The following is a 21,387-nucleotide window of genomic DNA, read 5'->3' as shown; positions in this document are numbered from 1 at the left end:
TCTATGGGGAAAGGGCCCGGCAGGTTGAAGTCCGTGTGGATGACGAATTCCGAGCCGAGGGCGAAGCTGGTGTGGTGCTCGCTGGCCGGTGGCGGAGTCAGTCTCGGAATCGGGAGGAGGCCTATGAACCGTAGACTGCCCTGACTTGCGGTGAGCATAATCAGCTAATCACCGGCCATGTGCCAAGCTCAACGCCTTTACAATCTTCGTTGGTGCAGCGAGAAAATATCAATTTCCGCCAAAAACTTGGTAATCTTTGACGGAAATTGAAAGTTTGTTGGCACAAATGTAAGTTAAACCTAAAACTCAAGTCAGCGCCTTACCTCGGAAAGTGCCTTCTCAAGCATCTTCATATCCGGAGGATTTTTTTGAGACCCCTTCGAAGCCAACCACCGATGGATAGGATTCTTCGGCCCGCAAGCTATACTTTTACCTTCATCATTAAGTTCACTAAGCCTAATTGTCCTCTTGATAACCGCCCCTCTCTCATCTGTCACGCGGCATTTCAATAAACCGTTAGTCTCTAAAAAAATGAACAACCCTTCCAGTTTTCTGTTTACACTGACTTCCCACTCTGGGATATCCGTATAAGACTCAAGGATACTATCGATATCCCATACCACAAAATCTTCAGACATCACGCCCTCCTATGAACCTTTGACTTCCCTGACACCGGAATAATCTCTCGAGTTTCACGATCTCTGATATAACCACCGCCTGCTGCCAAAATCCTAGCTTCCTTAGCTTGCTGCTCAGTCTTATCTGCAGTCATGCTAGTAACTTCATATGTTGTTGCTGTGCCATTCTCAATAACAGCCGTATCCACTCTTCGACGCTCGCCAGTCAGTGGATCTTTTACAGATTGACCAGTTGCATCTCTCAAATAGCATTCACTCTGAATCGAAGCGTTCGGATGAGCTGCTTTAATCTCAGCATTAAATTCCCGGTGACGACGATCTCCTTCAACGGCGTTCTTGATCCGCTTCAGCCCCCACGGATCCACCCAATCAATCGGGTTCGGCACGTACTGATAGAGGTTTAAGCCACCCAGATAGCTGATCGGATCCTGGCTGACAAACCGCCCAACCCTCGGATCATAGTACCGATACCGGTTGTAGTGCAGCCCCGTCTCATGGTCGTGGTACTGGCCTTGGAAGCGAATCGGGTTGGTCAGGCCGACTTGCTTGGCCCATTCCGAGCGGGTTTCCTTGACCTCACCCCACGCCTTGTACTGCGCCGTCCACGCCACTTCACCATTGTGGTCGGTGAGTTCCATTGGCGTGCCCAGATGGTCACACTGATACCAGAGAATCGCATCGAATGCCTGCGGCTTGACCTCGGTGTGCCACAGCGGGTCCTGATCGAAATCGTATGCCCGATCGCTCCAGTCCGGCTGGCGCAGCAGGCGGATCGGGTTGTTTCGTTGCGCCTGGACCACTGGCACGAAGCTGCCCGGCTCATACAGGTAATGCACGGTGCGCCCGGTCTCGCCCTCACCCTGCGGCGGTGAGCTTTCCCAGGCAAGATTGTCCCCATCCCAGCCATACAAGGTGTAACCGCAACCCAGTTCGCGCTGGCGCTTGGCCCGCTGCATCTGGTTCCAACCGCTACCCGCCCGCGGATCATCCTGGTGGTGCGCGGTGGAGTGCTTGTGCAGACGGCGGCCCAGCGCGTCGTAGCTGTACACCACGCTGAGCTTGTCATCGTCGAAGCGCACCAAACGGTCGAACAGGTCCCAGCTGAGGCGCGCCTTTTCGCCGTTGTGCAGGCGATGGATCAGGTTGCCGCGTTCGTCGTACTGGTAGTGGGTCCCGGCGTATTCACGCAGCAGGTTGTCCATCAGCTTGTTGCGCCGCGGGTCGCTTTCCAGCGGGCGATTCAGCGCCTGGGCCTTGTCGTCCAGCAGGTTACCGGCCGGGTCGAAGGCGAAGGTCTCGACACCCAGGCGACTGGTGGCTTGCAGCAGGCGGCCAACCGGGTCGTACTGATAAGACAGGTGACCACGGCGGGTGTCGTGGATATCGGTCAGCTGGCCCACGGCATCGTACTGGTACTGGCGCTTGAGCAACGTGGACTTGCCATCGTGGCTACCCAGCAACTGCTCTTGCAGGCGGCCAGCCGGGTCCCAGCTCTGGGCTTGCATCAGCTGGTTGCCCTGATGCCGGACCACTTCACGGTGCAGGTCATCACGCTCATAGGCCAGCAGTTCATGCTGGTCGAGGGTCATGCCCAGCACGTGACCGCTGCCGTAGGTGAGCACGCTGACCTTGTGCCCGTCCGGGCGGATGGTCGCGACGCGGTTGTTGAGTACGTCGTACTCGTGCTGCCACACCGCGACCATCGGCACCTCGGTGCCGAGGTAGTACTGGTGCTCGCGGGTCAGGTTGCCCGCCTCGTCATGGAACCATTGCAACTTGCTGGCCGCGTTGATCGCCTGGATCAGGTTGCCGTTACCGTCGTAGGCGAAGGTCTCTTCCTGGCGCTGGTCACCCAGGCTGGCCACGCGAGAAGCGAGCCGGCCCACCGGGTCGAAGGTGATGTCGATGCGGCGCTGGCCGACCTGGGTACTTGCCAGCCGGCCCGTATCAGCATCGTACTGGTAACGCGTCACCAACCCGTCGAAGCCTTGCTCCTGCAGCAACCGCCCGACCGGGTCGTAGAGGAAGTCGGCCTTGCTCTCGTTCTCGTTCTCCAGGCCGATCAGGCGGCCGAGTTTGTCCCAGCGATAACGCAGCGTGTGTTCATTGGCATCCACCCGCTCGGCAAGCAGGCCCGCGCTGTTGTAGGCCCAGGTGGTGCAGCGGTCCAGCGCATCGGCATGGGCCAGCAGGCGGCCTTCGGCATCGCGCTCGAAGCGCTCTTCGGTGGCGTCCGGGTGAATGACTTTTGCCAGCTGGCCGGCCTTGTATTGGTAGACCGTCTTGTTGCCCGCCGCATCGGTGAACTGCACCAGCTGGCCGAAGTCGTCGTATTCCCATTGACTGGTCTTGCCCGAACAGTCGGTGTATGCGACCAGTTGATCCGCTGCGTTGTAGGCCAGCTTCTTCTCGTTGCCGTTGGCATCCTTGATCGCCTTGACCAGCCCGGAAGGCGTGTAGGCGAACTCGGTCTTGTTGCCCAGCGGGTCGGTGGTCTTGACCAGGTTGCCTTTCTTGTCGTAGTCACGCAGCCACAGGCCACCTTCGGCATCGCGGATCTTGATCGGGTGACGACGGTCGTCATAGGCGATGTGGACCTGACTGTGGTCAGCCCGGATATGACGGATGACGCTGCCTTGCTCGTCGTAGTCGTAACGGTCTTCGCTGCCATCGGCGTGCACATGGCGCACCACATTCTTGCGCTCGTCGCGGAAGATCCACTCCGAGCGCTCATCCGGATAGCGCACGCGGTACAGGTGGCCGAGGATGTCGTAGTAGTACCAGGTCTCCTGGCCGTGAGCGTCGGTGACGTAGGTCAGGCGAATGTTCTCGTCCCATTCCAGGCGGGTGTCGTAACTGCCGTCATCGGCCCATTCGCGAATGGCCTTGGCGTCGAAGGCGCTACCATCCCACTGCAGGTTCATGCCGCGACCGGTGCGGTCGGTGTAACGGGTAACCAGGTGATTCTGGTACTGGTAGTGCCAGGCAGCGCCGTGCTCATCCTGGGCCGCAACGAGGTCGCCCTGACTGTCGTAGTGGTAGGCGCACAGCTGACGCAGCGGCTGGCCGTCGCGCATTTCCCACAGGCCGGTGATCTGGCCGTGGTCATCGATCAAGGTGCCCAGGTGGCGCAATACGTCCTTCACATCGCCCTGGAAGGTGATGATGTCCGACAGCACCGGACGCCCCTCGTGATGATGCTCGTAGTGCAGCATGCAACCGGCATCGTTCTGCAGCAGGACCTTGCGCAGGTAATAGCGGTCGCCCACGCGCAGGTAATACTCCTTGCGCACGAAACCACGGCAGATCACCAGCTCATCGTCGCTGCTGCGTACCAGCAGCAGGTCCTCGATGGCGTTGAACTGCGACTTGCCGACCTTGGGCAACTCGAATTCATGGCTGCGGCCATCGAAGTCATGGAACAGCAGGCCGTTGCCCACCACGTCGATGCGGGTGGTGAATTCGGTGACCCAACGAGCCCCCAGGCAACCCTGGTCATACTCGGCCAGGCGGGAGTGATAGATGCGCTGCCAATCGATCGGGAATGCACCGGGCAGGCTGAAATCCGTATGGATGATGAATTCGGAACCCAGGGCGAAACTGATGCTGCGCCCGGTGGTGGACTTCGGCGTCGGCCTGGGGATCGGGCAGCCAGGCTCTACAGGGCTTGGTGTTTGAGTGGCCTTGGCCTGAGCACTGCTGACCGCCAACTCACCCTTGCCCTTCTCCCGCTGCACCTGCGTCACGGTCCCCGGCTTGCTCACCCCCGGCTGCCCATTCCTGTTGCGCTTGCGAAAGCCCTTCACCGCCCCGCTCAGTACATTCAGCATCCAGCCGATGCTCATCTGCGTGCCCGGGTCCGCCAGCTTGTTCAACTGCCGCGCCATCTCCGGCCCCAGCGCGCGCAGTTGCCCGGTGTTGGCCAGCACCTTGGTCTTGATCTGGTCCGGCAGCAGTTTGCTCGTGGCGCTGTTGGCCAGCCCCTTGCCGGCGGCCTTGTAGGCGTTGTGCACGGCACCGAAGATGTTGCTGAACGCCGCCTTCGGGTCGTTGAGCAGCTTGTCGGCGGCGGCGGACACCTGTTTGCCCGCCTTCGACAGGTCACCCTTGGCGTCCAGCTGGCCCAGGGCGACCTTCTCCAGCCCGGTGGCGATCTCGCTGGTCATCTTTATGCCCAACGCGCCGGCGTCGGCCAGGATGCCGGCGATCTTCGGCTGCGCCTTGGCCACGAAGTCGTCGATGGTGCCGGCGATGGTCGCGTTGAGGTGGCCGATCAGTACCTGGATCAGCGAATCGCCCAGCAGCATCTTGGCGCTGTTGCGCAGCTCCTGGCGCACCAGGAACAGGGTCGGGCGCAGGCTCATGCGCGCCGCGGCCATGGTCGGCGGTGCCGGCAGCACGCCGATCAGGTTGATGCCCAGGCTGACCCAGTCGAGCAGCTGGCGGTTCTTGCTCTTGACCAGCGTCACCACGTCGCCCAGGGCATCGACCAGGGCCATGATGTTGCCCACCACCGGCAAGGCGCCGGCCACGGTCTTGATCCGTTCGAGGGTGACGTAGCCGCCGCTGACCGACTGCAGCCAGGCGTCGAAGGCGGCGGCGCCACGGCCGACGTCCTTGGCGTCGATGGTGTTGAGCGGGGCGACGGCGACCTGGGGTTCGCGTTGTTTGGCGTCGGTCATGCCAGCACCTCATGGTTCAGCTTGGCCGGGTTAGCCGGGGCGCTGAGCTTGGGCAGGCTCGGCAGTTGCTTGAGGGCGCTGGCGGCCTTGAGCGTGGGCGCAGCGCCGGGCACCACGTTGCTGGCCAGCTGGGCCATGGCGCCGGTGTCGCCGCCGACGGCGGCATTGACCTGTTGCGCCTTGTGCAGTGCGGCCTGGCCGCTTTTCGCCAGTTGCATGCCGGTGCCGGCCAGGGCCTTGCCCTGTTCCAGCAGGCTGTTGCCGCCCGGGCCCATCAGGCCCTGGGCCATCGATTTACCTTGTGCCATCGCGTTCTGCATCAGTCCCTTGCCCTTGTCCATGCCTTGCTGTGTCAGTGCCAGGCCCTTGCCCAGCAGCCCGTCCTCGCCTTTGCCGGCGCTCAGCACCTCACCCACCACGGCCTGCTGGCCCGGGGCGATATCGTTGAAATCGGTCTTCGCCGGCCAGCTACCGGGGCCGAAGTGGCTGCCCTCGGCCCAGGTGTCGGCCGGGTCGAGACCGAAGTCGACCCACAGCGGGCCGGCGGCAGCGCCGCTGGCCTGGTTGAAACCGTTGCCGTCGAGCGTGCCCTTGATCGACTTGCCCAGCGCGTCGAGCACGTCGTAGTCGCCGGTCTTCACACCCTTGCTGTTGGCGTACTGGTACAGCAGCTCCAGGTCGCCCTTGCCGGGTTTCGGCGGTTCGGGGAAGGTGCCGGCCTTGCTGGCGGCGCCGATGTGCGCAAACTTCGCGGCATGGGCGGTGTAGTTGCCGCTGGTGACGTGGGTGATGCCGCCGGCGTTGTAGGTGGTGGCGCTGCCGCCGCCCTGGATCACCAGCTCGGTCTTGGCGGTGAGCACGATGCGCTCGGCGTTGGCGGTGATGTCGAGCTTGGCCAGCAGGTTGATGTTGTCTTTCAGGGCGCGGATGTCGATGTCGCCGGAGGCCGACACCAGTTTCCAGCCCAGGCTCTGCACGAACAGGCGCATGCCCTGGCTGGCACTGGCCAACAGGCGCTTGCCGATCGACAGGCTGGTATGCCCGGTGCTGCTCAGCGCCAAGTGGCTGCCGCTGGTGATGTGGTTCGGGCCAGGCGTGGTCAGGGCGATGCCGGCCGGGCTCGACAGCACCAGGTGAGGCTGGACGAACTCGGGGAACTCGTTGGCGCTCTGGTTGACCGGACCACTGCCGAGGATGCCCAGGTGCTGGGCGTGCAAGTCCTTGGCAACCTGATCCTGGTCGCCCGGTTCCTGGGCCTGCATCTGCTTGGCCAGTTCCGCCAGGCTGTCCTGCTGCTCGCTGGCAGTGGCCAGGCGTTCGGCGGTTTCGGGCAGGTCCTTGTGGTGCCGGGCTTCGTTCGGGCGCGGTTCGGTGGTGAGCAGCAGGCCGCCGGCGGCGCGCACGGCGCCGTGGCGATCAGTGCGCAGCTCGAAGCCCTCACCCCGTGGCGCGCCGCCGCTCGGCCGTGGGTGGGTCAGGTAGCCGAGGTTCAGGGCACTGGCGCCGTGGTCGCTGCGCAGGGCGATGCTGATCTCGCTGGTGGTGTCGTCGATGCGCAGTTCGTTGTTGCGGCTGCCCTTGTATTCCTTGCTCTTGATGGTGGCCAGGGTCTTCAGCTCGGGCAGCTTGTAGTGCGGCATGTTCACGCCGTGGTACAGGCAGCCGGTGATCAGCGGCTGGTCGGGGTCGCCTTCGAGGAAGCTGACCAGCACTTCCATGCCCACCCGTGGCAGCTGCAGGCTGGCAATGCCCTGCCCGGCCCAGCCGGAGGCCACACGCATCCAGATGCTGGACTTGTCGTCGGCCTGACCTTCGCGGTCCCAGAAGAACTGCACCTTGACCCGGCCATATTCGTCGCAATAGATCTCCTCACCCTCGGGGCCGCTGACCACGGCGCGCTGGGTGCCGAGGATGCGTGGCTTCGGGTGGTTCAGCGGCGGACGGTAGACCGCTTCCCAGGGGGTGGCGCTGAAGAAGTTGCGGTAGCCCTGCTGGAACCCGTCGAAACGCGGGTCGACGTCGCTGGTGATGGCTTCTTCCAGCACCTGCGGCTGGCGGCCCTGGTGGCGTACTTCGGTGAGCAACCACAGGTCGTTCCAGGCTGCATTCAGGTGCGCGGTCAGCGGCAGGAAGTGCCCACTGGCCAGCAGCGGCTGGTCGCTGCGGCCCTCGGCCAGGCGAAAGTCGCTGCGGTGGCGCTCCAGGGCGCGGGTGGCCAGGTGCTTGCCCCGGGCGCGGTCAAGGAAGCGCCCGGGGTAGTCGTAGTCTTCGAGCTCGGGCTCGGCGTGGCTGACCGACTCGCCCTCGAGCTGGATCAGCGGCTTCTTGAAGTCGTAGTCGCGGCGGGTGACGCTGCTGGTGCGGGTTTCCACGCGCAGGCCGAAGCGCTTGATCATCGGCGTGTCGGCGACCAGCCCGGCATCCTGCTGGTAGGCCACCGGCGCCAGCTTGGGGAACACCGTCTGGTCGTCGCCGAACACCAGCTGGTGGCCTTCGGCGCTGTGGCGGAAGTGGTAGTGGATGCCCTCTTCTTCACACAACCGCTGGATGAATTGCAGGTTGGACTCGTCGTACTGCACGCAGTACTCGCGGTCCGGGTAAACGGCGCCCAGCTGGAACTGGTAGGCGTTGGCGAGGATGCCATGCTCTTCCAGCACCTGGGCGATGATCTTCGGCACGTTCATGTGCTGGAACATGCGCTGGTTGATACGGTGGGCCAGGTAGGCCAGCTGCGGGCGCAGGGTCACCTGGTAGCGGGTCAGGCGCTTGCCCGCCTCGCCTTGCGCGGCGCGGTAGATCAGCCCATGCAGGCCGCGTCCGGCGTCGCCCAACTGAAGGAACGCGGGCTTGTGCAGCAGGCTCTCCAGGTCCAGCGAGGGACGTTCGCTGACCAGCTCCAGGTCGATGGCGTAGGGCTGGCTGATGGCTTCCTTGCCGTCGAAGGCGAGGACCTGGAAATCGTGCTCCAGGCCGTCGATGTGCAGGCTGAAATGGGTCTGGTTTGCGGCGGCAAACATCCTTGTCCCTCTTTCCTGGGGAGTGAAACGACCTCGAGGTAGCGCGCCGCTCACGCGGCGCATCGCGGATGAATCCACTCCTGCAGGCAGGCGGGCGGCGGCGCCAGCCGAAACATCGCGTCGGGCCGATCAGGCAGGCAACCAGGGCCTCACAGGTGCGGCACGTTGCAACCGATGCAGGAGCGGATTCATCCGCGATGCGCCGCGCGGGCGGCGCTCGATCTCATGGGCGATGCAACGCTGGCGTCGATCACCCAGAGACCCCGAGCCTTAGCCGGCGACCGGTGCGCGCCAGTCGTCAGAACCGGAAGTACCGGACACTTCGTGGGTCCAGGTGATCTTGCGGTAGGTGAAATACACGTCTTCCAGGTGGGTGAAGTGGGCGTTGGCCGGGTCCTGGCAGTTGTGCATGTAGTCCTTGATGTCGACGATGATCGCGTCTTCCAGGACGGTGGTGTAGTAGTGCTCCTGGGTGCCCTGGGCCGAGGTGCGGTACCACTTGATCTCGACCTTGGTCATGCGCTCGCCCGAGGTCAGGGCGGCCAGCAGCAGCGGCGAAGCCTTGTCGAAGACCTTGGTGATCTTCACCGGCTTGTGCACGCGCTGACCCGTCGGCTGGCCGGACTGTGGATCACGCGGGATGATCACTTCGTGTTCGAAGCCCTGGACCATGACCTGGTCTTCGTGACCTTCCTGGTAGGTGTTGCCTACCGAGTCGGCGGTGAACGCGCCAGCGGTGATCAGGCCTTGTTTTTCGCCGGTGACGGCCATGTAGGCGGGAGTTGCCATGAGTGATGCTCTCCATGCTTGAGAAAGTCGCCCGGTGGCAGGAAATTGCCAGGCGGGGGACATCTCCTTATACAAGCCCCGTGCCAGATATTTTTTATCCTTTTAAATCAATAGTTTAAAAATGCTACACACTCATTTGGATAGTTTTTCAGCTACCTGCTATCCAAAAGTTGCGCAACTTTTTGCGCAGTGCTGGCAAAAAGTTGCGCAGTTGGCTGTACATGGCGGCCGCTAAGGCCTGCGAGGAACTATCCACATACTTATCCACATTCAACTGCGCAACTTCTTGCGCAGTTGACTAGAGAGTCAAATATCCCTTGTTCCGTCTGCCGGAGCGCCGCATGAACGGACGCTGCCTCGCCACGGATATCAATATGCTACTATCGCGCCGTGTATCAGGACGCTACATCGTTTCGACAAGGAAAGCCGCGCGTGAATACCTTCGAGCCCACCTCGCCAAGCTCTGCCCGCACCTCCCTGCCGGACAACGCCTGATGATCGGCGCCCTGCTGCAACGCTCCAGCCATGGCCAGCAGTACACGCCGTGGCAGCGCCTGGCCCGGGCTCTCTGGGGGGGCGACCTGCCGTTGACCCGCGCCCAGGAATGTCGGCTTGCCGGGTTGATGCTGCTGCCGAGCCTGATCTACTTGCTGCTCGCCCTTGCCTATCTGGCACAACTGACCGACTTGCTCGGCAGCCTTGCACCGCATGTGCTGCTGCAGGGCTTCGCTCGCCAGGGCCAATGGCTGGGTGGCGTCGCCCTGGCCCTGCTCGTGCTCAGCTGTCTGCTGCGCAAGAGCCTGCGCCAGCAATGGCCGTTCGGGCGCACGCTGTTGTGGGCATTGATCACCTGCTCCAGCACCGTGTACCTGGGCTACCAGGCCCAACGCCTGCTGATGGACGGGCTGGTCGAGCAGGCCAGCCCAGAGCAACAGGCACAGGCGGCCATTGCTGTCCCGCTGATGAACCAGATGCTGCACCATGGTCTGCAGTTGGAGGACCAGCAGGGCACGAGTGAGCAACTACGTAGCCCCGAAGGTCGATGGCGGTTGGCTGAGCTGGCCCTGCGCCTGCCCGATATCACGCCCCTGGTACCTGTCGAAGGGCTGGCAGTGCAAACCCTTTTCGAACAGCTTGCCGACCAGCAGCGCGGCGGCCTGCAATACAACTACCAGCGCTACCGTACAGCCACTGAACGGCAGGAAGACCACTATCGGCAGTACCGTCGCGCCAGCCTGTTCTACGCCGGTGCCAGCAGCCGCCTGGCCATTCTCCAGCGTCAGGGCCAGGCCTGGACCGACTACCAGCGCCTGCTGAGCAAGCGGGGGCGCAATCTGAACCCCTGGAACCTGCCCGTCAGTGAGTGGCAACCCGTACGGCATGTGCTACGCGAGCAGATGAACGTGCCGGTCAATGATCTGTGGCACCCTGACGATCGCCGTGGGTTCAATCAGGCGGTGGCCAGCCAGGTACGGAGCGAGGCGCGCAACCGCTACGCCGAATCCATCCAGCAACGTATCAACGCCGGCTGGATCGAGCCAGGCCTCAAACGCCCGGCGTTCCTGGCCGTGGGCGCCATCCAGGCACAATGGCGTCAGGACCTGGCGCTGCCCTCGGGCATCACCCTGTACGCCTACCTGACCGAGGAAGCCTTCGAGCGCTCGGTGTACTTGCCGGCGCTGCAGCATGATGCGCGGGAGATGATCAAACAGCGCGTGGCGTCGACAAGCGACCTGTCCACCCTCGGCCGCGACAGTTACCGTGACCTGATCACGCCGGGCGTGATGATCCTGCTGATACTCTGCGGGCTGGCCGTGCATCTGTTCCGCACACTGTCCTACCTGCTACGCCTGGCGCTGCCGCAACCGCTGGGCCTGTACCTGAAGCTGCTGGGGCTGTATGTCCTGCTGCTGGCAAGCCTGTCGCTGGTCGCTGGCAAAACGAAGGTGACGACTGACGAGCTGCCGCAGGAGCGCGCGGAGGCCAACGGGATGATCCTGACCCTGGCGAGTGCGGCGCTGGACTGGGTTGCGCCACAACAGGCGTGGCTGTACGGCTTGGGTAGCAGGATTCGCGAAGATTGGCTGCAGGGTTATGGGTTTGTTGCTGGGCAACAAGACGACTAGGCAAAGGTGCAGGTTGTCCTTCAGCTTGTTGCGCCGTGGATCGGCTTCCAGCGGGCGGCTCAGTTCCTGGCTCTTCTGGTCCAGCAGGTTGCCGGCCGGGTCGAAGGCGAAGGTTTCCACGCCCAGGCGGCTGGTGGCCTTGAGCAGGCGCCCCACCGGGTCGTACTGGTACTCCAGCGGGCCACGGCGGCTGTCGTGGGGGTTGGTCAGCTGGCCAGCGGCGTCGCATCGATATTGCCGCTTGGGCAATAGAGACCTTGGCTACCCAACAGTTGCTTCTGCACCTCCCGCCTAGGTTCTAGGCTAGGTATACTTTAGGTATTTAGATAGCTTTTTTAAGCATAACTAATTCTCACTGCACCCAGTAGCATCGTGTTTCAGCCCCTCATATACGGCTCAAAATAACCGACCATAACCTCCCTAACCACCCTATAGTCCACTCCATCAGACTGAAGGACTTCGGCAAACCAACTTAGCTCATCTGCTAAACCATCCACATTCTTTTCATCAATCCCCAAAATCGACTCAGCAAGCCTAGCTTGGATCGCTATAGGACTTTTAAAGTCTCTTACTCTGTCTGTTCCAGAAAGTTCACACTTCCATTTCACCGCAAGCTCAGAACAGCTATCCGAACCAATTTTTCCGGAAACGTAGGCATCCAAAAACTCAATAGGATCTTGCAAATGATCAGCAAACTTATAGTCAATTGCCCTGAGAACCTTCAACATAAATCCTCTTAGCAAAACATTTGCATCATGCCCGTTTTCAGGCCACTTTATTTTGCCCATTGCAAAACTCATTCCCATTCGACCTCAAAATAGCTCATGATGTCCCTGCAGCTTTTGCATGCAGGCTTCGGTGTATTATGACCTTGGCCGGAATCCCCTACGTTAACCGCTTTTGCTTTTCCACCTGCAGGGTTAATTCCGTCTCCAATCGCTTTATCTAGGCACACAATTTCAGCACATCCTTCATGCCATTTTTCTTGGTTTGGCAAGGGTGTTCCCATTAGCGCCCCGGTTACAACAGAAGACTGTCTAACTTCTTGACCACTAACGCCAGTGTATACTCGATCTCCGATTCTTAGCTCAGCGGCCGCACCAGACTGTTTTCCTGACGCCAGCGCAGCATCTGCCGCAGCCTCTGCAGTTCTGTAGTTCCGACTACCAGCAGTTCCCTTTTTGCTGAGCCCTAGGGGATCAGTCCAAGATATCGTGTTAGGTGCGTAAATCCACAGATTCAGGCCGCCAGCATAGCCTATAGGATCCTGATTGATGAAGCGGCCTGGTCGCGGATCGTAATATCTATGCCGATTGTAATGCAGTCCCGTTTCGTGATCATGATATTGCCCCTGGAACCGAATCGGGTTACTTAGACCATACTGTTTCGACCAGTCCGAGCGCTCCTCTTTGACTTCACCCCACGCCTTGTACTGCCCGGCCCAAGTAACATTGCCCTGCTCATCGGTCAGCTCCATCGGCGTACCGAGATGGTCGCATTGGTACCAGGCAATTGCGTCAAACGCCTGCGGTTTCACCTCCGTATGCCACAGCGGATCCTGGTCAAAATCGTATTCTCGCTGGCTCCAGTCCGGTTGTTTATGCAAACGGATCGGGCTTTTACGCAGCGCCTGAGCAACCGGCACAAAGCTGCCCGGCTCGTACAGGTAATGCACGGTACGGCCAGTATCGCCATCATCCCTTGGCGGTGAGCTCTCCCAGGCCAGGGTGTCGCCATCCCAGCCGAACAGGGTAAATCCGCAGCTAAGTTCACGTTGGCGCTTGGCCCGTTGCAGCTGGTTCCAACCGGTGCCCGCTTCCGGCGAGGTTTATCGCCCCCTTATTAAAATTGTACGAGATACTCCCACAGTACGGTATGTAGAAATTCCTTCCAGCCGCCCTCCCAAACATTCCAAGACTTTATAGGAGTGAAACCCACACTGAAACGACCAGCCTCGCTCAATTTCCAAAAACAGTTTCAACTGGGAGCGTCAATCTCCACTACCTTTACGGCGATTACATATCTGACAACTGGCGAGCTCAACCCCATCTTAGATCATCGCGCGGAGTGATATCATCAATACTGACAAATTCAGACTCACAAAAAATTGAACCCTCGCCAGAAACAATATTAATACAAGCCCCTTCCTTTGAGCTTCTAATTTCCGGACAACAGCTAAACCCTATACACTCCAAGTTCGCCTGAAACTTTTTAACGCCCACAAAACGCAACGATATGGTCATTGAATTATAGCCTCTCCCATTCCACTTCTCGGGATGCTTCTCAGGTATACCTTTAACACAAAACAAAAACTTAACCACGAACCCTTCATGAACATACACCCCTAGCAATTCAGCGTCCGTTATATCTAAGGAACCGCCGAACATATGTACAACTTTATCTCTATTTAAAGCACACTCAATCCACATACAGAGCCTCATTTAAAATTGTAGTGCCCATGCGCACCAGAAGCAGTACTTGTATTTAATATTTCACCGGTCCCAGAATCAGTAGGCCTTACATTAAAATGTGGTTCTGCACCATGCAACGGGGTTGCCTTAGCGTGACCTAAACTATGCTCTTGGATCACCACCGCTGCGCCACTTTTGTTTTTATAGTGATACTGCCTAGTTTCTACTGGAACACCGGAAGCATCACGAACAAAGCCACCATTACCATCGCCCAACTCAACCCTACTGACTTTACAAGGTTGTTGACTATTAGGTATACCCATATCTCGCTTCGCTTGTCTAAATGCATCTCGGCGACTAGCACCGTCATATGTTGTTTTCTTATTCCGTGGACATTTTGTTAGTCCGAGCGGATCGATCCAGTTAAGCGGGTCAGGGGCAAAAGCGTAAAGATTGAGGCCTCCTGCATAACGGACCGGGTCCTGCCCGATAAATCGACCAGCTTGAGGATCGTAATATCGATACCGGTTGTAGTGTAGCCCCGTCTCATGATCGTGATACTGGCCTTGGAACCGAATCGGGTTGCCCAGCCCGTGTTGTCTGGCCCAGTCCGAGCGCTCCTCTTTGACTTCACCCCACGCCTTGTACTGCCCCGCCCAAGCAACATTGCCCTGCTCATCGGTCAGCTCCATCGGCGTACCGAGATGGTCGCACTGATACCAGGCAATCGCGTCAAACGCCTGCGGTTTCACCTCCGTATGCCACAGCGGATCCTGGTCAAAATCGTATTCGCGCTGGCTCCAGTCCGGTTGCTTGTGCAAGCGGATCGGGCTCTTGCGCAGCGCCTGAGCGACCGGCACGAAGCTGCCCGGCTCGTACAGGTAATGCACGGTACGGCCAGTATCGCCATCGTCCCTTGGCGGTGAGCTTTCCCAGGCCAGGGTGTCGCCATCCCAGCCAAACAGGGTAAATCCGCAGCCAAGTTCACGCTGGCGCTTGGCCCGTTGCAGCTGGTTCCACCCGGAGCCCGCTTCAGGCCTGTCCCAGAAATGCGCCACCGAGTGCTTGTGCAACCGTCGACCCAGGGCGTCGTAGCTGTAGTCCACCTTGAGCTTGTCGTCGTTGTACCCCGTTAGCCGATCGAACAGGTCCCAGCTGAAATGGGCATGGGAGCCGTTGTGCAGCCGATGAATCAGGTTGCCGCGTTCGTCGTACTTGTAATGGGTCCCGGCGTATTCGCGCAGCAGGTTGTCCATCAGCTTGTTGCGCCGTGGGTCGGCTTCCAGCGGGCGGTTCAGTTCCTGGCTCTTCTGGTCCAGCAGGTTGCCGGCCGGGTCGAAGGCGAAGGTTTCCACGCCCAGGCGGCTGGTGGCCTTGAGCAGGCGTCCCACCGGGTCGTACTGGTACTCCAGCGGGCCACGGCGGCTGTCGTGGATGTTGGTCAGCTGGCCAGCGGCGTCGTAGCGGTACTGGCGCTTGAGCAATGTGGACTGCCCATCATGGCTGCCGAGCAGTTGTTCCTGCAGACGCCCGACCGGGTCCCAGCCCTGGCTCTGCATCAGCTTGTTGCCTTGATGGCGCACCACTTCGCGGTGCAGGTCATCGCGCTCGTAGGCCAGCATCTCGTGCTGGTCGAGGGTCATGCCGAGCAGGTGGCCGCTGCCATAGGTCAACCAGCTGACCTTGTGGCCGTCCGGGCGGATCGTGCTGATCCGTTGGTTGAGCGCATCGTATTCGTGCTGCCACACCGCGACCATCGGCGTGCCGGTGGCCAGGTAATGCTGATGCTCACGGGTCAGGTTGCCCGCTTCATCGTGGAACCATTGCAGCTTGCTGGCGGCATTGACCGCCTGGATCAGCTTGCCGTTGCCGTCGTAGGCGAAGGTCTCGCTCTGGCTCTGCTCGCCCAGGCGGGCGGTGCGCTCGGCCAGGCGGCCCATGCGGTCGAAACGCAGTTCGATACGGCGCTGGCCGACCTGGGTGCTCGCCAAGCGTCCGCTGTGCGGGTCGTACTGGTAGCGGGTGACCAGGCCATCGAAACCCGTCTCTTGCAACAACCGGCCGACCGGGTCGTAGAGGAAGCTCGCCTTGCTCTCGTTTTCGTTTTCCAGCCCGATCAAACGCCCAAGCTTGTCCCAACGGTAGCGCAGGGTATGTTCCGCCGCATCGACGCGCTCGGCCAGCAGCCCGACAGCGTTATAGGACCAGGTGGTGCAGCGGTCGAGGGCGTCCACATGGGCCAGCAGACGGCCTTCTGCGTCGTAGTTGAAACGCTCCTCGGTCTTGTCCGGGTGGGTGACCTTGGCCAGTTGGCCAGCCTGGTATTCATAGGCGGTCTTGTTGCCCGCCGCATCGGTGAACTCGCTCAGTTGGCCGAAGGCGTTGTAGGCCCAGTGACTGGTCTTGCCGGAGCAGTCGGTGTACTCGAGCAACTGCCCGGCGTCGTTGTAGGCGAGTTTCTTCTCGTTGCCGATGGCATCCTTGATCGCCTTGACCAAGCCGGCCGGGGTGTAGGCGAACTCGGTCTTGTTGCCCAGCGGGTCGACGGTCTCGACCAGGTTGCCGCGCTCGTCGTAATCGCGCAGCCACTGCCCGCCTTCAGCATCGCCGATCTTGATCAGCTGGTCGTGCTCGTCATAGGCATAGTGCACCACGCTGTGGTCGGCGCGGATGTGCTCGAGCAGGTTGCTGCGCTCGTCGTAGGTGAAGCGGTCCTGGCTGCCGTCGGGGTGAACGTGGCGGATGATGTTCTTGCGCTCATCGCGGAACAGCCACTCGGAGTTACCGTCCGGATGCTGGATGCGGTAGGTGTAGCCGAGAATGTCGTAATAGTGCCTGGTCTGCTGGCCGTGGGCGTCGGTCACGGTGGTCAGGCGGATGTGCTTGTCCCATTGCAGGCGCGTTTCGAAGCTGCCGTCGTCGGCCCACTCGCGGATGGCCTTGGCATGCGCCCCCGAGCCGTCCCATTCGAGGTTGAAGCCGCGCTGGGTGCGGTCGGTGTAGCGCGTCACCAAGTGATGCTGGTACTGGTAGTGCCAGGCGGCGCCGTGCTCGTCCTGGGCGGCGATCAGGTCGCCCTGGTCGTCGTAATGGTAGGCGCACAGCTGGCGCAGCGGCTTGCCGTCGACCACCTGCCACACGCCCTGGATATGCCCGTGGTCGTCGAGCAGCGTGCCCAGTTGCAAGTGCACCTTGCTCGGGTCGTTGTCCTCATAGGTGTTGATGTCGGACAACACCGGGCGGCCGTTGTAGTGATGCTCGTAATGCAGCATCGCGCCGGCACCGCTGCGCAGGACGATATGAACCAGATAGAACCGATCACCGACCCGCTCGTAGGTCTCACGGCGCTCCAGCCCACGCAGGAGGATGATCTGAGTGTCACTGGTACGCACCAGGCTCCGGTACTCGATCGGATCGTAGTGCGGCTTGCCCTGCCTGGGCAGCGGATACGGGTGGCTGCGGCCGTCGACGTCGTGGAATACCAGGCCGTCGTCGATCACGTCGATGCAGGTGCTGAACTCGGTCAGCCAACGGGCGCCCAGGCTGCTGTCGTCCAGCTCGGCCAGCCGTGAGTTGTAGGTCCGCGCCCAGGTGACCGGGAATGGCCCGGGCAGGCTGAAGTCGACGTGCTGCAGGGTTTCGCTGCCCAGGGCGAAGTTGATGTCGCGGGTGGTTCCTGGGCAGGGGCCGTTCTTGCAGCGATTGGCCGCGTTCCGGGGGGGTGCTTCCTCGCGCTGGGTTTCGAGCTTGCCTTGCGTGGCCTGGTGCCGCGCGGTGCTGGTGGCGTTGGGTTTGATGTTGGCGTTCACAAGCTGCGGATTGCGCTTGCGCCACAGCGCGACGCTACCGGCCAGGATCAGGCGCAACGCCTCGATCGAATGTGGGTTGCTGGCCGAACCCAGCTTGAGGATCTCGCTCTTGATGCGAGGCGCCAGCACGCGCAACCTGGCGACTTGCTGGTGGCCGTAGAGCTTGGCCTCGGCACTGATCGTCGCGCTGGCGGCCATGTTGGCCATGCCCTTGCCTGCGGCCTTGTAGGCACTCCAGGCGGCGTCGAAGATGTTGTCGATACTGGCCAGCGGATCGTGCAGCAGTTGCTCGGCCGCCTTGCTCGCCTTCTTGCCTGCCTCGCCGAGGTCCTTGCCGCTGTCGAGGTCGCCATCGATCAGGGCATCCAGGCCTTTGCAGATCTCGTTGAGAATTTCCTCGCCCTTGCCACCCGCTGCCGCCAGGGTTTCCTTGAGCTTGCCCTCGGCCTGGCTGACGAAGTCATCCAGGCTACCGATGATGTCGGCGTTCAGGTGCCCGGCAATGATCTCGATCAGCGCGTCGCCGAGGATCTGCTTGCCCTCCTGGCGCACCATGAACAACATCGGCCGCAGGCTCATGCGCGCGGCGGCCATGTTCGGTGGCACCGGCACTACGCCGATCAGGTTGATGCCCAGGCTGACCCAGTCCCACGGGTCCGGCTTGTCGCTCTCCGCCAGGGTGACGATGTCGCCCAAAGCGTCGATCAGGGCGATGATGTTACCCACCACCGGCAAGGCACCTGCGACGTTCTTGATGCGCTCGAGGGTGACATAGCCGTCGCTGATATCGCGCAGCCAGGCATCGAACACCGCCGCGCCACGGCCGACGTCTTCGATATGGATTTCGTTCAGGGGGACGATGGCGACTTCGCGGCCACCGGGTTGGGAAGTCTGTGTGGTCATGAAATCAGCTCGCCTGGCATCAGGTCAGTCAGGGTGTTGAGGTTCGGTGCCTTGAAGGCAGGGCGTTCGGGTAGCGCCGGCAGTTTTGGCAGGCTGGCCATGGCTCCCTGCACGGCGACACCGGCCCTGCTCGCAGCGCCCAGGGTGCTGGAGGCGGCGGGCAGTGCCGAACTGGCGACGCTGGCCAGCTGCGGCAGGCCGGCGACGCCGCCTTGGAGCGCACCTTGCACCTGCTGCACGGTGTGCATTGCAGCCTGCCCGGTCTTGAGCAGGCTGAGGCCGGTCTTGGCCGCGGCCATGCCGCTGCTGGCCAGTTGCTTGACCTTGGCCATCGCCGCGCCACTGCCATCAGGCGTGAGCGTGTCGATCATCGAATCGAGCATCGACGGCGTGCCCGCTTCGGTCGCCGCCAGCTTCGGCCAAGGCAGGCCCTTGACGAAGCTGCCGAGGCTCCAGGTGTCCACGGTGTCGAGGCCGAATTTCGCCGTGGCCGGCCCCGGCGCCGCGCCGGACACGGCATTGAAGCCCTGCCCGTCCAGCGTGCCCTTGAGCAGCGTGCCCAGGGCGTCGGTGACTTCGTAGTCGCCGGCCTGGATGCCCTTGCTGTTGGCGTACAGGTTGAACAGTTCCAGCGCGCCCTTGCCGGGCTTGGGCGGTTCGGGGAAGGCGCCGGCCTTGCTCGCCGCGCCGATATGGGCGAACTGCGCGGCGTGGGCGGTGTAGTTGGCGCTGGTGACGTGGGTGATGCCGCCGGCGTTGTAGGTGGTGGCACTGCCGCCGCCCTGCACCACCAGTTCGGTCTTGGCCTTGAGGATGATGCGGTCGGCGTTGGCGGTGATGTCGAGCTTGGCCAGCAGGTTGATGCTGTCCTTCAGCGCACGGAAGTCGATGTCGCCTGCAGCCGCCACCAGACGGAAACCGAGGCTCTGCACGAACAGGCGCATGCCCTGGCTGGCACTGGCCAACAGGCGCTTACCGATCGACAGGCTGGTATGCCCGGTGCTGCTCAGTGCCAGGTGGCTGCCGCTGGTGATGTGATTCGGGCCAGGCGTGGTCAGGGCGATGCCGGCCGGGCTCGACACCACCAGGTGCGGCTGGGTGAATTCGGCGAACTCGTTCTTGGTCAGGTCGCCTGGGCCACTGCCGAGGATACCTTGGTGCTGGGCGTGCAGGTCCTTGGCGACCTGATCCTGGTCGCCCGGTTCCTGGGCCTGCATCTGCTTGGCCAGCTGCGCCAGGCTGTCCTGCTGCTCGCTGGCGGTGGCCAGGCGTTCGGCGGTTTCGGGCAAGTCCTTGTGGTGCTTGGCTTCGTTCGGGCGCGGTTCGGTGGTGAGCAGCAGGCCGCCGGCGGCGCGCACGGCGCCGTGGCGATCGGTGCGCAGCTCGAAGCCCTCACCCCGTGGCGCGCCGCCGCTCGGCCGTGGGTGGGTCAGGTAGCCAAGGTTCAGGGCACTGGCGCCGTGGTCGCTGCGCAGGGCGATGCTGATCTCGCTGGTGGTGTCGTCGATGCGCAGTTCGTTGTTGCGGCTGCCCTTGTATTCCTTGCTCTTGATGGTGGCCAGGGTCTTCAGCTCGGGCAGCTTGTAGTGCGGCATGTTCACGCCGTGGTACAGGCAGCCGATCACCAGCGGCTGGTCGGGGTCGCCTTCGAGGAAGCTGACCAGCACTTCCATGCCCACCCGCGGCAGTTGCAGGCCGGCGATGCCCTGCCCGGCCCAGCTCGACGCCACGCGCATCCACACGCTGGATTTGTCATCGGCCTGGCCTTCGCGGTCCCAGAAGAACTGCACCTTGATCCGGCCATATTCGTCGCAGTAGATCTCTTCGCCTTCGGGGCCGCTGACCACCGCGCGCTGCTCGCCCAGCACCTTGGGCTTGGGGTGGTTCAGCGGCGGGCGATAGGGTTGCTCCCAGGGCGTGACCACGAAGACGTTGCGGTAGCCCTGCTGGAACCCGTCGAAACGCGGGTCGACGTCGCTGGTGATGGCTTCTTCCAGCACCTGCGGCTGGCGGCCCTGGTGGCGCACCTCGGTGAGCAGCCACAGGTCGTTCCACTGGGCGTTGGGGTGGCTGGCCAGGGTCAGGAAGTGCCCGCTGGCCAGCAGCGGCTGGTCGCTCTGGCCCTCGGCCTGGCGGTAGTCGCTGCGGTGGCGCTCCAGGGCGCGGGTAGCCAGGTGCTTGCCGCGCGAGCGGTCGAGGAAGCGACCGGGATAGTCGTAGTCTTCCAGGGCCGGCTCGGCGTGGCTGTCGGCGGCGCCTTCGAGCTGGATCAGCGGCTTCTTGAAGTCGTAGTCACGGCGGGTGACGCTGCTGGTGCGGGTTTCCACGCGCAGGCCGAAGCGCTTGATCATCGGCGTGTCGGCGACCAGCCCGGAGTCGTGCTGGAACTGTACGGGGGCCAGTTTCGGGAACACCGTCTGGTCGTCGCCGAACACCAGCTGGTGGCCTTCGGCGCTGTGGCGGAAGTGGTAGTGGATGCCCTCTTCTTCACACAACCGCTGGATGAATTGCAGGTTGGACTCGTCGTACTGCACGCAGTACTCGCGGTCCGGGTAAACGGCGCCCAGCTGGAACTGGTAGGCGTTGGCGAGGATGCCATGCTCTTCCAGCACCTGGGCGATGATCTTCGGCACGTTCATGTGCTGGAACATGCGCTGGTTGATACGGTGGGCCAGGTAGGCCAGCTGCGGGCGCAGGGTCACCTGGTAGCGGGTCAGGCGCTTGCCCGCCTCGCCTTGCGCGGCGCGGTAGATCAGCCCATGCAGGCCGCGTCCGGCGTCGCCCAACTGAAGGAACGCGGGCTTGTGCAGCAGGCTCTCCAGGTCCAGCGAGGGACGTTCGCTGACCAGCTCCAGGTCGATGGCGTAGGGCTGGCTGATGGCTTCCTTGCCGTCGAAGGCGAGGACCTGGAAATCGTGCTCCAGGCCGTCGATGTGCAGGCTGAAATGGGTCTGGTTTGCGGCGGCAAACATCCTTGTCCCTCATGTACGAAAGCGGTGGCAAAACGACCGT

Annotated in this window: 9 protein-coding genes and 1 pseudogene; 1 reads left to right on the top strand and 9 read right to left on the bottom strand. The window is 61.9% G+C overall.

What is annotated here, in order from left to right; translation table 11 throughout:
* Positions 1-311 precede the first annotated feature (311 nt).
* The 4 genes from HG549_RS02640 to HG549_RS02625 form a co-directional block, all read right to left on the bottom strand.
* Positions 312-638: a hypothetical protein gene (locus HG549_RS02640; protein ID WP_170028026.1), complete on the bottom strand. Its 327-nt coding sequence runs from the start codon at positions 636-638 to the stop codon at positions 312-314.
* Positions 638-5,320, bottom strand: a complete 4,683-nt coding sequence (locus HG549_RS02635) for an RHS repeat-associated core domain-containing protein (RefSeq protein WP_256666049.1) — start codon at positions 5,318-5,320, stop codon at positions 638-640. Before HG549_RS02635 ends, HG549_RS02640 begins: the two co-directional genes overlap by 1 nt.
* A complete protein-coding gene (locus HG549_RS02630) occupies positions 5,317-8,337 on the bottom strand; it encodes a type VI secretion system tip protein VgrG (protein WP_170028025.1) in 3,021 nt (1,006 codons plus the stop codon). The genes HG549_RS02635 and HG549_RS02630 overlap by 4 nt, the downstream gene beginning before the upstream one ends.
* Before the next feature lie 270 nt (positions 8,338-8,607).
* The gene (locus HG549_RS02625; RefSeq protein ID WP_011531920.1) at positions 8,608-9,126 is read right to left on the bottom strand and encodes an Hcp family type VI secretion system effector; all 519 of its coding nucleotides are present in this window, start codon (positions 9,124-9,126) and stop codon (positions 8,608-8,610) included.
* A 494-nt stretch (positions 9,127-9,620) separates the two neighbouring features.
* Between HG549_RS02625 and HG549_RS02620 the strand changes: the two genes are divergently transcribed.
* Positions 9,621-11,252 carry a hypothetical protein gene (locus HG549_RS02620; RefSeq protein WP_170028024.1) on the top strand — a complete coding sequence of 544 codons (1,632 nt, stop codon included), beginning with the start codon at positions 9,621-9,623 and terminating at the stop codon, positions 11,250-11,252.
* Positions 11,253-11,629: 377 nt separating this feature from the next.
* Here the strand turns inward: HG549_RS02620 and HG549_RS02615 are convergent, their stop codons facing one another.
* From HG549_RS02615 to HG549_RS02595, 5 genes and pseudogenes are all read right to left on the bottom strand, one after another.
* The gene (locus HG549_RS02615) at positions 11,630-12,052 is read right to left on the bottom strand and encodes a hypothetical protein (protein WP_170028023.1); all 423 of its coding nucleotides are present in this window, start codon (positions 12,050-12,052) and stop codon (positions 11,630-11,632) included.
* A 383-nt stretch (positions 12,053-12,435) separates the two neighbouring features.
* Positions 12,436-13,074 (bottom strand): annotated as a pseudogene (locus tag HG549_RS02610) (RHS repeat-associated core domain-containing protein); the annotation flags it as partial.
* A 217-nt stretch (positions 13,075-13,291) separates the two neighbouring features.
* A complete protein-coding gene (locus HG549_RS26170; RefSeq protein WP_170028022.1) occupies positions 13,292-13,639 on the bottom strand; it encodes an Imm50 family immunity protein in 348 nt (115 codons plus the stop codon).
* A 50-nt stretch (positions 13,640-13,689) separates the two neighbouring features.
* Entirely contained in the window at positions 13,690-18,375 is a 4,686-nt protein-coding gene (locus HG549_RS02600) for an RHS repeat-associated core domain-containing protein (RefSeq protein ID WP_170028021.1), read from the bottom strand.
* Positions 18,372-21,347, bottom strand: a complete 2,976-nt coding sequence (locus tag HG549_RS02595) for a type VI secretion system tip protein VgrG (protein ID WP_170028020.1) — start codon at positions 21,345-21,347, stop codon at positions 18,372-18,374. Before HG549_RS02595 ends, HG549_RS02600 begins: the two co-directional genes overlap by 4 nt.
* Positions 21,348-21,387 lie beyond the last annotated feature (40 nt).

It is taken from the genome of Pseudomonas sp. SK, assembly GCF_012975065.1.
Lineage (GTDB): Bacteria > Pseudomonadota > Gammaproteobacteria > Pseudomonadales > Pseudomonadaceae > Aquipseudomonas > Aquipseudomonas anuradhapurensis.
This window is presented reverse-complemented; position numbering and strand designations above follow the sequence as displayed.